The sequence below is a fragment of the Streptomyces tricolor genome, assembly GCF_002155905.1.
Lineage (GTDB): Bacteria > Actinomycetota > Actinomycetes > Streptomycetales > Streptomycetaceae > Streptomyces > Streptomyces tricolor.
This window is the reverse complement of record NZ_MUMF01000323.1, coordinates 1-15,148: the sequence shown is the minus strand read 5'-3', so window position 1 is coordinate 15,148 and position 15,148 is coordinate 1. Positions and strand designations below refer to the sequence as shown.

Sequence of the window (15,148 nt, the reverse complement as noted above, 5' to 3'; positions counted from 1 at the left end):
GCCCCGGCGGCGGACCGAGGATCATGAGTCATGACGCAGGGACAGGGCAGCACGGTTGACGGGGTGCTGCGGCGCAGCGCCCGGCGCACCCCGGCGCGCATCGCGGTCGAGTACGGCGACCGCGCGTGGACGTACGAGGAACTGGACGCGGCCGTCTCCCGCGCGGCGAGCGTCCTGCTCGCCCAGGGGCTCGCCGCCGGCGACCGGGTGGGCTCCTACGGCCACAACTCGGACGCGTATCTGATCGGCTTTCTGGCCTGCGCCCGCGCCGGCCTCGTGCACGTGCCGGTCAACCAGCACTTGGCCGGCGACGACCTCGCGTACCTCGTCGCCCAGTCCGGCAGCTCCCTGGTCCTCGCCGACCCCGGTCTCGCGGACCGGCTCCCCGACGGCGTCCGCACGCTCCCCCTGCGCGACACCGCGGACTCCCTCCTGGCCCGGCTCGCCACGGCACCCCCGTACGACGGCCCCGAGCCGCGCACCGAGGACCTGGTGCAACTGCTCTACACCTCGGGGACCACCGCGCTCCCCAAGGGCGCGATGATGACGCACCGCGCCCTGGTGCACGAGTACCTGAGCGCGATCACCGCCCTCGACCTCAGCGCCGGCGACCGCCCCGCGCACTCCCTGCCGCTGTACCACTCCGCGCAGATGCACGTCTTCCTGCTGCCCTACCTGGCGGTCGGGGCCACCAACCTGATCCTCGACGGGCCCGACGGCGACCGGCTCTTCGACCTGATCGAGGCGGGCCGCGTGGACAGCCTGTTCGCCCCGCCGACGGTCTGGGTCGGCCTGGCGGGGCGCCCGGACTTCGCGACCCGGGACCTGTCCGGGCTGCGCAAGGCCTACTACGGCGCGTCGGTCATGCCGGTGCCGGTCCTGGAGCGCCTGCGCGAGCGGCTGCCGGGGCTCGGCTTCTACAACTGCTTCGGCCAGAGCGAGATCGGCCCGCTGGCCACCGTCCTGGCACCCGAGGAGCACGAAGGCCGGATGGACTCCTGCGGCCGTCCCGTGCTGTTCGTCGACGCCCGGGTCGTCGACGAGAACGGCGAGGACGTCCCCGCCGGCACGCCCGGCGAGATCGTCTACCGCTCACCGCAGTTGTGCGAGGGCTACTGGGACAAGCCGGAGGAGACCGCCGAGGCCTTCCGCGACGGCTGGTTCCGCTCGGGGGATCTCGCGGTCCGGGACGCCGAGGGCTACTTCACCATCGTCGACCGGGTGAAGGACGTCATCAACTCCGGCGGTGTGCTGGTGGCTTCGCGCCAGGTCGAGGACGCCCTGTACAGCCATGAGGCGGTCGCGGAGGCCGCGGTGATCGGGCTGCCCGACGAGCGGTGGATCGAGGCCGTCACGGCGGTCGTCGTCCCGCGCGGCGAGGTGGCGGGGGAGGAGCTGGAGGAGCTGGGGGAGCAGCTCATCGCGCATGTGAAGGAGCGGCTCGCACCGTTCAAGGCGCCCAAACGGGTGGTGTTCGCGGCCGAGTTGCCGCGCAACGCCAGCGGCAAGATCCTCAAACGCGAGCTGCGCGACCGCTTCAGCCGCTGACCGGGGCCCGCTCCGGCAGCAGCGCCTCGGCCAGCAGGCGCCAGTACGGCAGTGCCGATGCGCCGGGCTCGACCCCGATCACCTGCACGGCGACGTGGTCGGCGCCCGCGTCGAGGTGGCCGCGCAGCTTCCGTACGACGGTGTCCGGGTCGCCCCAGAACACCAGGTCGTCCACGAAGCGGTCGCTGCCGCCGCCGGAGAGGTCGTCGTCCGTGTAGCCCAGCCGCCGGAACTTCGCGAGGTTGTACGGCGTCGCCAGGTAGCCGTGCAGGTGCTCGCGCGCGAGGGCGCGGGCCTTGACCGGGTCGGACTCGAACAGCACGGCGTGCTCCACGGCCAGGAAGGCGCCCGGGCCGAGGATCTCCCGGGCCTGCGCGGTGTGGGCCGTGCTCACGTGGTAGGTGTGGGCGCCGTCGGCGCGGTCGCGGGCCAGCTCCAGCATCTTCGGCCCGTACGCGGCCAGCAGACGCCGCACGGGCGTCGCCGGGCCGGGGTTGGGCGTCTCCAGGGTGTCCAGCTCGTCCAGGTAGGCCGCCATGGCGGCCAGCGGCTTGACGCCCGGCCGGGGCTCACCGCCGAAGCCGAGGCCCAGCACGTGCCGGCCCGGGTAGGCGTCCGCGAGCAGCGTGGCGGCGCCCTTCGTCCAGCGGGCCTCCCGGGACCAGATCCGGGCGATGCCGTTGACGACGGTCAGCCGCCGGCCGGCGGAGAGCAGCAGCCCGGCGTGCGTGAACGCGTCCCGGCCGAGCGCCTCGGGGATCCACAGCGCCCGCCAGCCCAGGTCCTCCAGCTGCCGGACGGAGTCCCGGATCAGCGCGGCCGGCTGGTGCTCGAAGTCGAAGGTGTAGATCCCGAACGTGCCGAGGTCCATCGGTGTGCCCCCTCGCAGGACGGACCGACCGCGCGACGCGTCGGTCCACGGATGCTTGCTTCGTCGATTCGAAATATCGCAGATCTTCGATGTGATGCGCAAGCGGTGCCGACCGGAGGGCGGGGCGCGCCGCCGGGCCAGGTGTGCCCCCTGAACAGCGCCGCCGCGTCGGCCAGCCCCGCCGCCCTGGCGTCGTGCAGGCGGCCGAGCCGATGTGGATGCGCTCGCATTGCTGTGCTGCCACCCGGTCCGGTGGCCGCCTGAAGGCCGGTCAGGCGTCGACCCGCCCGGCCAGGACCTCCCGGCCGGAAGGGCGTTCACTGTCCGGTCCGTCGCCATGGCGTCCTTTTTCTGTCCTCCGCCGGATGGCCCATGAGCCGCCGCTCTCGGGCGGGGCAGCCCTCTGTCGCCGGGTGGGGCCGTGCCGTGCCGGCGGGCCCGACCGGGCCCTCATCCGCTGCCGCGTCGCCGGCACGGGCGGGGGCCGGCCTCTTGAGGGCGTGGCGCAGTCCGCCGTGCGACGACGGTCGGTGTCCCGCCCCGAACGGGGGCCCGGGAGGCGGCTGGACCGTTCGGGTGAGGCAAGATCGATTCGGCGGCAGGCGCACCGCACCGGGCGGCCCGGCCTCGGTAAGGATGACTCCCGCACCTTGCCGCTCCTCGTGAAGGGACACCCGTTCCATGCGTCTCCGCACCGCCGCGGTCGCCGCCTTCGGCGCCCTCGCCCTGGTCCTGACCGTCCCCGCCTCCGCCTCCGCCGCGGACGGATCGTTCCAGTACACCTACACCGGCCTGGACGGCGCGCCGCAGATCGCGGTGCTGGAGGACCCGGAGAGCGGGGAGTGCGTCACGTTGCCGGAGGTGGCGGGCCCGGCCGCCACGTCGCCGGCCCACTCGCCGCGCAACCGCACCGACGCGCGCGCCGTGGTCTTCACGGAGCCGGACTGCACCGGCGACTCCTTCACGCTGCGCCCGAGGACCGGCTACGGCAGCGAGCGCCTCAAGGTCCGGTCGGTCCTCTTCTACTGACCGGCCCTTCCGATGGCGCGGGGTGCCCTCCGAAGGCGCGAGGCCCGCGCCATGACCGGGCCCGGCGGCCCGGCGCAGCGGTCTAGAGCGTCTGCCCCAGCTCCGCGACGAGGTCGGCGATGCGCCGCTCGTCCCGCTTGTAGTGGGTCCACTTGCCCACCCGGGTCGCGCGGACCAGACCCGCGCGCTGGAGTTCCGCCATATAGGCCGACACCGTCGACTGTGCCAGCCCGGCCTTGGCCTGGATATGGCTCACGCACACACCCACCTCGGCCGGATCGGCGATGGCCGCCTCCATCGGGAAGTGCCGCTCCGGCTCGCGCAGCCATCGCAGCATCTGCAGCCGCATCGGGTTGGACAGCGCCCGCAGCGCGTTGACCAGGTCCGGGTCCGGGGTGGGGGCGGTGTCGGTCATGGTTCCGGAGTATAGGCAGGCTGCCGACGTTTCGAGGTACGTCGATGCGACGGCGCGCGAAGGCATCACTCCGGCGCACGGTCGCGCACCGCCGCCGAGGCACCCGGCCCGGATGCCTCGGCGGCCGGAAGGCGTCGACGTACACGTCCGCATCACGGTCCCCTTCTCGGCGGCCGGCGCCGGCCCGGGCCTCCGGCGCGGACCGCCTAGCCCCGTCCGGTGTCGCGCGGTCGCAGGTCCACGATGCGGCGGATCTTGCCGACCGACCGCTCCAGCGACCCGGGCTCCACGATCTCCACGCCGACCGAGACGCCGATGCCGTCCTTGACCGCGGCGACGATGGCCCGGGCCGCCGCCTCCCGCACCTCGGGGGACGCGTCGGGGCGGGCCTCGGCCCGGATCGTCAGCGCGTCCAGCCGGCCCTCCCGGGTCAGCCGCAGCTGGAAGTGCGGCGCCACACCGGGCGTGCGCAGCACGATCTCCTCGACCTGGGTCGGGAACAGATTGACCCCGCGCAGGATGACCATGTCGTCACTGCGCCCGGTGATCTTCTCCATCCTCCGGAACGCCCGGGCCGTGCCCGGCAGCAGTCGCGTCAGATCCCGCGTCCGGTACCGGACGATCGGCATGGCCTCCTTGGTCAGCGAGGTGAACACCAGCTCGCCCCGCTCGCCCTCCGGCAGCACCTCGCCCGTGATCGGATCCACGATCTCCGGGTAGAAGTGGTCCTCCCACACATGGAGGCCGTCCTTGGTCTCCGCGCACTCCTGGGCCACACCCGGACCGATCACCTCGGACAGGCCGTAGATGTCGACGGCGTCGATCGCGAACCGTCCCTCGATCTCCCGCCGCATCCGCTCGGTCCAGGGCTCGGCCCCGAAGATCCCCACCCGCAGCGAGGTGCCGCGCGGATCCACGCCCTGCCGCTCGAACTCGTCCAGCAGTGTGAGCATGTAGGACGGGGTCACCATGATGACCGACGGCTTCAGGTCCTGGATCAGCTGCACCTGGCGGGCCGTCATGCCGCCGGAGGCGGGGACGACCGTACAGCCGAGGCGCTCGGCACCGTAGTGGGCGCCCAGGCCGCCGGTGAACAGACCGTAGCCGTACGCCACATGCACGACGTCGCCCGGCCGGCCGCCGGCCGCCCTGATCGACCGCGCCACCATGTCGGCCCACATGGACAGGTCGTTGTCGGTGTAGCCGACCACCGTGGGGCGGCCCGTGGTGCCGCTGGAGGCGTGCAGCCGGCGGATCCGCTCCCGGGGTACGGCGAACATGCCGTACGGGTAGTTCTCCCGGAGGTCGGCCTTGGTGGTGAAGGGGAAGCGGGCCAGGTCGGCGAGCGAACGGCAGTCCTCCGGGCGGACGCCGGCCTTGTCGAAGGACTCCCGGTAGAACGGCACGTGCGCGTACGCGTGCCGCAGTGTGGCACGCAGCCGCTCCAGTTGCAGCGCCCGCAGCTCCTCGGCCCCGAGCCGTTCGCCCGCGTCGAGCAGGTCCGTCACATCCGCCATCGCGACGTCTCCCTCACCAGCAGCACAGCTTGCCGACCGATCATTCGGTCGTTCCGTAGGGGTCAGTAATTCAGGCCACGCGGGCCGAGGCAAGAGGGCGGCGGAGATTTTCCCTGCGCGTGAGATCTTCCCTGCGCGTGGGACGAGTCCCGTGAGCGGAGACGGGAGCGGAGAGACGGGAGCGGAGCCGTGAGGGGGCGAAGGCGTTGCGTGCCCGCGGGGTCCGCGCCGGGTGATCGGCGTCATGCCGACCTTCACCGCGGCCGACGGCACCCGGTTCGCCCACCACCTGCGGGGTGCGGGTGAGCCGCTCGCCGTGGTGCCCGGGGCCCCATGCGCGCCTCCGCCTACCTAGGGGCGCTCGGCGGTCTGACCGCACACCGCCGGCCGGCCCTGCTCGGCCTGTGGGGCACCGGTGCCGGCGGATCCGGCGACGTACCGCTGTGACCCGATGGTCGAGGACGTGGAGCTGTGGCGGGCCCACATGAGTCTGGAACACATGGGTCTGGAGCACATGGGTCTGGAACACATGGATCTGGCCGCCCACTCGGCGGGCGCGGCCCTGGCGATGCTCTGCGCGGCCCGGTACCCGCACCGGATACGACGGCTGGTGCTCATCACCCCCAACCCGTCCGCCCTGGGCCTGCGCGCCACGCCCGAGGACCGGCTGGCCGCGGCCCGGCTGCGCGCCGGCGAGCCCTGGTTCGCGCAGGCGTTCCCCGCCTTCCGGGCGTGGCTCGCGGGCGAGGCGGAGTCCGACGACGTGTTCCTGCCGTTCTTCCACGGCCGCTGGGACGCCACCGCCCGGGCCCACGCGGACGCCGAGCCGTACCAGACCGACGACGAGGCGGGCGAGCGCTGCTTCGCCGAGGGAGCCCTAGCCCCGGACGCGACCCGGACCGCCCCGGCCGCCCTGACCGGCCGGTCCTCGTGTACGCCGGAGAGGCCGACGGCGGTCCGTGCCCCGCCCTCGCCCGCCGCACCGCCGAGGCCTTCCCCGACGCCGAGTGCGCCGTCCAGCCCGGCGCCGGCCACTACCCCTGGCTGGACGACCCGGAGCGGTTCGTGCGCCGTACGCTCGCCTTCCTCGACCGGTGAGGGTCCTCAGCCCGGCTGGGGGCCGTAGGCCGTCAGGAACCGGTCCCGGAAGGCGTCCATCGGCCAGACGGGGACGTCCGCGGCCGGTTTCAGTCCCTCCGTCCACCCCCAGCCGGAGATCCGCTCCAGCACCTTCGGGTCGTGGGCGACGATCGTCACGGGCACGTCCTTGCGGGGGCTGTTCCGGGTGACCTCCGGGACGGGCTGGTGGTCGCCGAGGAAGACCAGGACGGTGTGCTCGTCGCCGTAGCGCCGGAGGAAGCCGACGACGCTGCGCAGCGAGTACTCGATCGCGTCCCGGTACCCGGCCCGCACGCTCTCCGGGCTCCTCCACACCTCCTCGGCGCTCGCGCCGCCCTTGCGGATGCGGCGGAACACCGAGCCGTCGCCCAGGGTCCGCCAGTCCGTCATCCGGGGCACCGGCGCCCACGGGTGGTGGCTGGAGGTCAGGATGATCTCCGCCATCAGCGGGCCCCGGCCCCGCCGCCCGAACTCCAGCCGCCGGAAGGCCTCCAGGGTGAACTGGTCCGGCACCTGCGACCAGCCGAACCCCGGGCCGTGGTAGCCGAGGCGGGCCCGGTCGTGGACATGGTCCAGGCCGAAGAAGGCGCCCTCCGGCCAGGCTCGCCCCACCCCCGGCATGATGCCGACCGTCCGCCAGGCGCCCGCCGTGCGGAAGGCGCCGGTGAGGGTGGTCCGGTCGCTGGAGGTGAGGGTGCGGAACCGCTGCTGATTGCTGATCCACAGCCCGGAGCGGAAGGTCGCGTGGGCCAGCCAGCTCCCGCCGCCCGTCACCGGCGAGCGCAGCCAGCCGCTGCGCGCCCCGAACCCGGCCGCCCGGAGCGCGGCCGTGCTCTCGTGCAGGACCGCGCCGATCCGCGGCGCCGTCGCGGGGTCCTCGATCGCCGAGCGGCCGTAGCTCTCGATGAAGGTGAACAGCACGTCCTTGCCGCGCAGTCCGGTCAGCAGCCGGTCGGGCGGGGTGTGCGCGAAGGCGTCGCGGGCGGCCTGGCGGCGGAAGACGCGCGCGTCCGCGAGGGACGCGCGGATCTGCGGGACGCGCTCGCCGACGAGGTCCGCGTCGGTCCTGGCCGCGACCGGGACGCCGCCGGCGCGCAGGTCGAGCGTGACGCAGATGAGCCACGCGAGGGCCAGCACCAGCGTGACACGGACCGCGTGCCGGCGGTGACGGGTCAGCACCGTCGTCAGCCGCAGCGCCGCCAGCGTGGTCAGGGCGAGGACGGCGAGCGCGCCGGTGACGGCCCCGGTGGCGGCCAGCAGTTCGCCGGTCCGGCCGGACGTCTCGCGCAGATAGTCCGCCGCGTTGCCCAGCAGGCCCCAGTCCAGCACCGGGTCGAACGGGCGCAGCAGAACCTCGTGGAACCCCATGTCGAGCCCCTTGAGCAGGGCGAGCAGCCCGATCAGGAAGCCGCCGCCGGCGGCGCACACCGGCCTCGCCCGGGGCGGCAGCACGAGCAGCAGGGCGGCGAGCGCGATGCCCTCGGCCGGCAGGCGCAGGAACGCGCCCGGAGCGAGGTTCTCCAGCCGGTCCGGCAGCAGCACCGCGCCCAGCAGGAGAGCGGCGGCGAGCACCGTCGCGCCCGCGGCCGCGCACCGCGCGCCGCGGGGATACCGCCGGCGGAACCGGCCGGACCGCCCGGGACCCCCCGGCTCCCGCCGCGCGGCGGAGCCTTCGGCCGCCGAGGCGCCCGTGTCGGGTTCCGCCGTGCCGTCCGGCAGGCGACCAGGCGTGAGGTGAGACACCCGAAGGTCCTTCCGTGCGGGGCCCGGAGCCGCAGGCGACGGGCCGGGCACGCACGGCAGCGGCCGTCACCCGTCCCGCCGGTCGTCACTGCGCGTCAGTGAACGGCTCGACTATGCGCACAGAGTAATCACCGGGGGCGGTGTCGACGGCCTGGGACACCCCGGGTCACGCCTGCTCCGCCGCCGCCACCTCGCGCGCCCACCGGTAGTCGGCCTTGCCGCTCGGCGACCGCTGGACGGCATCGGTGATCACCAGCCGGCGGGGAACCTTGTACCCGGCCAGGCGGGTACGGCAGTGGTCCTGGATGGCGGCGAGCGAGGGGCGCGGCGCGCCGGGGCGCAGCTGCACCACGGCCGCCACCTGGTGGCCCCACCTCGGGTCCGGCACCCCGGCGACCAAGGCGTCGTACACGTCCGGATGTGCCTTGAGCGCCTGCTCGACCTCCTCCGGGTACACCTTCTCGCCGCCCGTGTTGATGCACTGCGAACCCCGGCCCAGGACGGTGACCACGCCGTCCGCGTCGACCGTCGCCATGTCGCCGAGCAGCACCCAGCGCCGCCCGCCCTTCTCGAAGAACGTCGCCGCGGATTTCACCGGGTCGTTGTAGTAGCCGAGCGGCACATGGCCGCACTGCGCGACCCGGCCCACCTCGCCGGGGGCCACCGGCTCGTGCGTCTCCGGATCCACCACCCGGGTACGGGAGTTGACCCGGACGCGGAAGCCGCGCTCGGGCCCCGCGTCCTCGGTCGCGGTGCCGTTGAAGCCGGACTCGGAGGAGCCGAAGTTGTTCAGCAGCAGCGCGTTCGGGAGCAGCTCGCGGAACTGCCGGCGCACCGTCTCCGACATGATCGCGCCCGACGACGAGACGCTGAACAGCGCCGAGCAGTCCGTGCCCTTCAGCGGCCCGCCGAGCGCGTCGACCAGCGGCCGGAGCATCGCGTCGCCGACCAGGGACATGCTGGTGACCCTCTCCCGCTCGACGGTCCGCAGCACCTCCTCCGGCACGAACTTGCGGTGCAGGACGACGCGCTGGCCGAAGTGGAAACCGATGAACGCGGTGAGCGTCGACGTGCCGTGCATCAGCGGGGGAGTGGGGAAGAAGGTGATCCCGGCGCCGCTCGCGGCGACCCGCTGGGCCAGCTCCTCCGGTGCCTTCACCGGCTCCCCGGTCGGCGCCCCGCCGCCCAGCCCCGCGAAGAACAGATCCTCCTGACGCCACATCACGCCCTTGGGCATGCCCGTCGTACCACCGGTGTAGATGATGAACTGGTCGTCCCCGGAGCGCGGCGGGAAACCCCGCCCGGGCGACCCGGCGGCCTCCGCCTCGGTGAACGGCACCGCCCCGGGCACCGCCGCCGCGGCCGGCGTCCCCACCCGCAGCAGATGCCGCAGCTTCGGCGCCCGCGGCAGCGCCCCCGCCACCCGCTCCTCGAACTCCGCGTCGAAGACCAGCGCGACCAGGTCCGCGTCCCGGTAGAGGTACACCAACTCGTCCTCGACATAGCGGTAGTTGACGTTCACCGGGACGATCCTGGCCTTCAGGCAGGCCAGCACCGTCTGGAGGTACTCGACCCCGTTGTACAGGTGCAGGCCGAGATGCTCGCCGGGCCGGACGCCGCTGTCGATCAGGTGGTGCGCGACGCGGTTGGCGGCGGCGTCCAGCTCGGCGTACGTCAGCCTGCGCTCCGCGCCCGTGCCGGGATGGTCGAGGTACACGAGCGCCTCGCGGTCCGGCACCACGTCGACGACCGACTCGAACAGGTCGGCAAGGTTGTACTCCACCGCTTCCTCCTGACCCCGGCACGTCCTGCCGACGAGAGGCGCCTCCGTCGGTTCGCCGGTCATCAGAGCAAAGGGCGCGGCAACTGTGAAGGTCCCCCACCGGAAAATCTGACTGACTGTCAGAAAACCCTTGAAGTGCACCCTCGCCTCCTGCAACCTGTTCTCGTTCCGACCGAGGGGAGATGGCCCATGAAGGGGACGGAACACCTCACCGTGCAGCGGGAAGGCGCCACACTGGTGCTCACGCTCAACCGGCCCGACGCCAGGAACGCGCTCTCACTGGCGATGCTCGTCGGCCTCTACGACGGCTGGCTGGAGGCCGACGCGGACGACACGGTCCGCTCGATCGTGCTCACCGGCGCCGGTGGCACGTTCTGCGCCGGCATGGACCTCAAGGCGCTGGCCGGCGACCGCATGCAGGGGCAGCACCACCGCGACCGGCTCAAGGCCGATCCCGACCTGCACTGGAAGGCGATGCTGCGCCACCACCGCCCCCGCAAACCCGTGATCGCCGCCGTCGAGGGCCACTGCGTGGCGGGCGGCACCGAGATCCTCCAGGGCACCGACATCCGGGTCGCGGGCGAGTCCGCGACCTTCGGCCTGTTCGAGGTCCGGCACGGCCTGTTCCCGATCGGCGGCTCCACCGTCCGCCTCCAGCGCCAGATCCCGCGCACCCACGCCCTGGAGATGCTCCTCACCGGACGCCCCTACAGCGCCCGGGAAGCCGCCGGCATCGGCCTGATCGGGCATGTCGTCCCCGACGGCACCGCCCTCGCCGAGGCCCTGGAGATCGCGGACCGGATCAACGCCTGCGGCCCGCTCGCCGTGGAGGCCGTCAAGGCGTCGGTGTACGAGACCGCCGAGATGACCGAGACGGACGGCCTCGCCGCCGAACTCGCCCGCGGCCGCCCCGTCTTCGGCACCGCCGACGCCAAGGAGGGCACCCGCGCCTTCGCCGAGAAGCGGCCACCCGTCTACAAGCGCGCGTGACGCCACCCGTCTGCAAGCGCGCGTGACGCTCCGCCGGGGCCGGCAGACGCCGTCCGCGACGCCGCGGGCCGGCCTCGGCCGGCCGCGCAGTTCCCCGTGCCCCTTCGGGCGCGACCCACCGAACCCGCTCGGCCGGCTCCCGCACACTCCACGAGCGCCGGTCCTCGAAGGAGGCGAGCCCCGATGCCCGACGTCCTCTCCGCTCCCCTCGTGGTCGAGTTCCCCTTCACCCGCTCCCTCGGCCCCGTCCAGAGCGCCTTCCTCACCGGACTGCGCGAACGCGTCGTCCTCGGCGTGCGCACCACCGACGACCGCACCCTCGTCCCGCCCGTCGAGTACGACCCCGTCACCGCCGAGGAGATCCGCGACCTGGTGGAGGTCACCCCCACGGGCACCGTCACCACCTGGGCCTGGAACCACGCCCCCCGCCGCGGCCAGCCCCTCACCACTCCCTTCGCCTGGGTCCTGGTCCGGCTCGACGGCGCCGACACCGCCCTGCTGCACGCCCTCGACGCCCCCGGCCCCGACGCCGTCCGCACCGGCATGCGCGTCCGCGTCCGCTGGGCCGAGGAGCGCACCGGCGCCATCACCGACATCGCCTGCTTCGAACCGTACGACGGCGAAGCGGGGGAGCCCGGGGCCACGGGGAAGTCCGTCCCGGCGGGCGGTCACAGCGGCGTGTTCGGCGACCCGATCACCGGCATCGTCGCCCCCGCCCGCCTGGACTACACCTACTCGCCCGGCCGTGCCCAGTCCGCCTACATCGAGGCCCTCTCCGCACGGCGTACCGTCGGCGAACGCTGCCCGTCCTGCCGCAAGGTCTACGTCCCGCCGAGGGGTGCGTGCCCCACATGTGGCGTCGCCACAGCCGAACAGGTCGAGGTGGGTCCCCGCGGCACAGTCACCACCTTCTGCATCGTCAACATCAAGGCGAAGAACCTCGACATCGAGGTGCCGTACGTCTACGCGCACATCGCCCTGGACGGCGCCGACCTCGCCCTGCACGCCCGCATCGGCGGCATCCCCTACGACCAGGTGCGCATGGGCCTGCGCGTGGCACCGGTGTGGACCGAAGGCGCCCGCTACCCCGACCACTACCGGCCCACCGGCGAACCCGACGCGGCCTACGAGACGTACAAGGAGCTGCTGTGACCAGCGAGGAAGCCCCCGGCCCCCGCGACATCGCCGTCGTCGCCTTCGCGCAGACCGACCACCGGCGCACCACCGCGGAGTCCTCCGAGGTCGAGATGCTCATGCCGGTCCTGCACGAGGTGCTGGCGCGGACCGGACTGAAGACCTCCGACATCGGCTTCACCTGCTCCGGCTCCAGCGACTACCTCGCCGGCCGCGCCTTCTCCTTCACCCTCGCCCTCGACGGCGTCGGCGCCTGGCCGCCGATCTCCGAGTCGCACGTCGAGATGGACGGCGCCTGGGCACTGTACGAGGCCTGGACCAAGCTGCTCACCGGGGACGCCGACACCGCGCTCGTCTACGCCTACGGCAAGTGCTCACCCGGCTCCGTGCGGGACGTGCTCACCCGCCAGCTCGACCCGTACTACCTCGCCCCCCTGTGGCCCGACGCCATAGCCCTCGCCGCCCTCCAGGCACAGGCCCTCATGGACGCCGGACATACCGACGAACCCGCGCTCGCCGCCGTCGGCGCCCGCAGCAGGACCGCCGCCACCGCCAACCCGCACGCCCAGCTCAAGGGCGACGTACCGCAGGGCGACTACGTGGTCCGGCCGCTGCGCACCGGCGACTGCCCGCCCGTCGGCGACGGCGCCGCCGCGGTGATCCTCGCGGCGGGGGAGCGCGCCCGACAGCTGTGCCCGCGGCCCGCCTGGATCCGGGGCGTCGACCACCGCATCGAGGCCCACGCCCTGGGCGTCCGCGACCTCACCGACTCCCCCTCCGCCCGGCTCGCCGCAGAAAACGCCGGCGCCTTCGAACGGCCCGTCGACACCGCCGAGTTGCACGCGCCGTTCACCGCCCAGGAAGTGATCCTGCGCAGGGCCCTCCGCCTGGACGACAGCGTGTGCGTCAACCCCTCCGGCGGCGCCCTCGCCGCCAACCCCGTCATGGCCGCCGGGCTCATCCGCATCGGCGAGGCCGCCGCCCGCATCCACCGCGGCGCCTCCGACCGCGCCCTCGCCCACGCGACCTCCGGCCCCTGTCTGCAACAGAACCTGGTCGCCGTACTCGAAGGGGAGCCACGATGAGCAAGGAACCCGTCGCCGTCGTCGGGATCGGCCAGACCAGGCACGTGGCCGCCCGCCGGGACGTGTCCATCGCCGGACTCGTCCGGGAGGCCGCCGGGCGCGCGCTCGACGACGCCGAACTGACGTGGGCCGACGTCGACGCCGTCGTCATCGGCAAGGCGCCCGACTTCTTCGAGGGCGTGATGATGCCCGAGCTGTACCTCGCCGACGCGCTCGGCGCGGTCGGCAAACCCATGCTGCGGGTGCACACCGCCGGCTCCGTCGGCGGGTCCACCGCGCTCGTCGCCGCGGGCCTGGTCGCCGCCCGCGTCCACGGCACGGTGCTGACCCTCGCCTTCGAAAAACAGTCCGAGTCCAACGCCATGTGGGGCCTGTCCCTGCCCATCCCCTTCCAGCAGCCGCTGCTCGCCGGAGCCGGCGGCTTCTTCGCCCCGCATGTGCGCGCCTACATGCGGCGCAGCGGCGCCCCCGACACCGTCGGCGCCCTCGTCGCCTACAAGGACCGGCGCAACGCCCTCAAGAACCCCTACGCCCACCTCCACGAACACGACATCACCCTGGAAAAGGTGGTGGCGTCACCCATGTTGTGGGACCCCATTCGCTACTCCGAGACCTGCCCGTCCTCCGACGGCGCCTGCGCGATGGTCCTCACCGACCGCGCCGGGGCCGCCCGCGCCCCCCGGCCGCCCGCGTGGCTGCTCGGCGGCGCCATGCGCAGCGAACCCACCCTGTTCGCCGGCAAGGACTTCGTCTCCCCGCAGGCCGGCAAGGACTGCGCCGCCGACGTCTACCGGCAGGCCGGCATCACCGACCCGCGCCGGGACATCGACGCCGCCGAGATCTACGTGCCGTTCTCGTGGTACGAGCCCATGTGGCTGGAGAACCTGGGCTTCGCCGCGGAGGGCGAGGGCTGGAAACTCACCGAGTCCGGGGTGACCGCACTCGACGGCGACCTGCCCGTCAACATGTCCGGCGGGGTGCTGTCCACCAACCCCATCGGCGCCTCCGGCATGATCCGCTTCGCCGAGGCCGCCCTCCAGGTGCGCGGCCAGGCCGGAGCACACCAGGTGGACGGGGCCCGCCGGGTGCTCGGACACGCCTACGGCGGCGGCTCGCAGTTCTTCGCCATGTGGCTCGTGGGCTCGGCGCCCCCCGGCTCCTGACGCTCCGGCCGGAGGGGTCCGGCCGGACTCCGCGAAGATCGTCCCCGCATGCCCTGTCCGCCGTAGCAACCGGTCGCTAGGCTGACCCGCGGACGACGAACCGGGAGGAGCACGGACGTGGCCGAGAGCACCACCCAGCAGCAGCCGCTCGTGGGCTGGGACAAGCCGGAGCTGGATCTCAGCAAGGCCGAGTGGCAGTCCAGCAGCCGAGGTCTGGGCGATGTCCAGATCGCCTTTGTCGAGGGCTTCATCGCGATGCGCAACAGCGGCCGGCCGGAGAGCCCGTCCCTGATCTTCACCCCCGCGGAATGGGGCGCCTTCGTCTCCGGCGCGCGCGAGGGCGAGTTCGACCTCACCTGAGCCGCCCCCGACGCCTTCACCCGCCGCTCCGACCCGGAGCCGCCCCCGGACCTCACCTGAACCGGGGGTGTCGCGGCCGGATTTCCGGACACGCGACCGGCAGCGCCCTGCCGGGGCCGAACCTGAGCGAGGCTGGCCCCAGCAAGGGGGGAAGCTCGCGTTCCGGAGGTGAGAAGGATGAGCGCTGCGCCGGTCATCGCCGCGGTCGACGGTTCCACGGACAGCCTGCGTGCCCTGGACTGGGCCCTGGACGCCGCCCGCCGCCGCGCGGCACCGCTGCGGGTGGTGCACGTACGGCAGTACGCCGCCTGGGGCCAGGCCGACGTCCTGGTCGCGGGGCCGCCCGAGGCGGAGGGCGACCCGGTGCTCGACGAGGTGCGCACCCGGCTCG

The 15,148-nt window shown here is 73.5% G+C and carries 13 protein-coding genes and 1 pseudogene; 9 read left to right on the top strand and 5 right to left on the bottom strand.

Translation table 11 applies throughout. The features are described from left to right. The first annotated feature begins 30 nt into the window (after positions 1 to 30). Positions 31 to 1,548, top strand: a complete 1,518-nt coding sequence (locus CCN44_RS23220; RefSeq protein ID WP_086699196.1) for an acyl-CoA synthetase — start codon at positions 31 to 33, stop codon at positions 1,546 to 1,548. Here the strand turns inward: CCN44_RS23220 and CCN44_RS23215 are convergent. Further along, entirely contained in the window at positions 1,538 to 2,419 is an 882-nt protein-coding gene (locus CCN44_RS23215; protein ID WP_086699193.1) for a TIGR03620 family F420-dependent LLM class oxidoreductase, read from the bottom strand. The genes CCN44_RS23220 and CCN44_RS23215 overlap by 11 nt on opposite strands. Before the next feature lie 681 nt (positions 2,420 to 3,100). Between CCN44_RS23215 and CCN44_RS23210 the strand changes: the two genes are divergently transcribed. Beyond that, positions 3,101 to 3,448: a hypothetical protein gene (locus tag CCN44_RS23210; protein ID WP_059247461.1), complete on the top strand. Its 348-nt coding sequence runs from the start codon at positions 3,101 to 3,103 to the stop codon at positions 3,446 to 3,448. Between the two features lie 82 nt (positions 3,449 to 3,530). Here the strand turns inward: CCN44_RS23210 and CCN44_RS23205 are convergent, their stop codons facing one another. Then, positions 3,531 to 3,863 carry an ArsR/SmtB family transcription factor gene (locus tag CCN44_RS23205; protein ID WP_059247460.1) on the bottom strand — a complete coding sequence of 111 codons (333 nt, stop codon included), beginning with the start codon at positions 3,861 to 3,863 and terminating at the stop codon, positions 3,531 to 3,533. A gap of 206 nt (positions 3,864 to 4,069) precedes the next feature. Next, positions 4,070 to 5,380 (bottom strand): phenylacetate--CoA ligase PaaK, encoded by a 1,311-nt coding sequence (gene paaK, locus CCN44_RS23200; protein WP_086699190.1) that lies wholly within the window; start codon positions 5,378 to 5,380, stop codon positions 4,070 to 4,072. Between the two features lie 244 nt (positions 5,381 to 5,624). Here paaK and CCN44_RS23195 point away from each other — a divergent pair. Further along, a pseudogene (locus tag CCN44_RS23195) lies at positions 5,625 to 6,478 on the top strand (alpha/beta fold hydrolase). A 6-nt stretch (positions 6,479 to 6,484) separates the two neighbouring features. Here CCN44_RS23195 and CCN44_RS23190 read toward each other — a convergent pair. Together CCN44_RS23190 and CCN44_RS23185 are read right to left on the bottom strand one after the other, a co-directional pair. Continuing rightward, positions 6,485 to 8,242, bottom strand: a complete 1,758-nt coding sequence (locus tag CCN44_RS23190; protein ID WP_086699188.1) for an alkaline phosphatase family protein — start codon at positions 8,240 to 8,242, stop codon at positions 6,485 to 6,487. 166 nt (positions 8,243 to 8,408) lie between these two features. After that, entirely contained in the window at positions 8,409 to 10,025 is a 1,617-nt protein-coding gene (locus tag CCN44_RS23185; RefSeq protein WP_086699185.1) for an acyl-CoA synthetase, read from the bottom strand. Between the two features lie 189 nt (positions 10,026 to 10,214). Here CCN44_RS23185 and CCN44_RS23180 point away from each other — a divergent pair, with 189 nt between their 5' ends. From CCN44_RS23180 to CCN44_RS23155, 6 genes are all read left to right on the top strand, one after another. Next, positions 10,215 to 11,015: a crotonase/enoyl-CoA hydratase family protein gene (locus CCN44_RS23180; RefSeq protein ID WP_086699183.1), complete on the top strand. Its 801-nt coding sequence runs from the start codon at positions 10,215 to 10,217 to the stop codon at positions 11,013 to 11,015. A 183-nt stretch (positions 11,016 to 11,198) separates the two neighbouring features. Then, on the top strand, positions 11,199 to 12,167 hold the full coding sequence (locus CCN44_RS23175) for a Zn-ribbon domain-containing OB-fold protein (protein WP_086699181.1): 969 nt from the start codon (positions 11,199 to 11,201) through the stop codon (positions 12,165 to 12,167). Further along, complete coding sequence (locus tag CCN44_RS23170; protein ID WP_059247455.1) at positions 12,164 to 13,234, top strand: thiolase domain-containing protein; 1,071 nt, start codon at positions 12,164 to 12,166, stop codon at positions 13,232 to 13,234. The genes CCN44_RS23175 and CCN44_RS23170 overlap by 4 nt, the downstream gene beginning before the upstream one ends. After that, entirely contained in the window at positions 13,231 to 14,397 is a 1,167-nt protein-coding gene (locus CCN44_RS23165) for a thiolase domain-containing protein (protein WP_059247454.1), read from the top strand. Before CCN44_RS23170 ends, CCN44_RS23165 begins: the two co-directional genes overlap by 4 nt. Before the next feature lie 117 nt (positions 14,398 to 14,514). Further along, positions 14,515 to 14,757, top strand: coding sequence for a DUF397 domain-containing protein (locus CCN44_RS23160; RefSeq protein ID WP_059247453.1), 243 nt, complete (start codon positions 14,515 to 14,517; stop codon positions 14,755 to 14,757). Positions 14,758 to 14,934: 177 nt separating this feature from the next. Next, the coding region (locus CCN44_RS23155) for a universal stress protein (RefSeq protein ID WP_158103139.1) at positions 14,935 to 15,148 on the top strand (214 nt) is incomplete at its 3' end.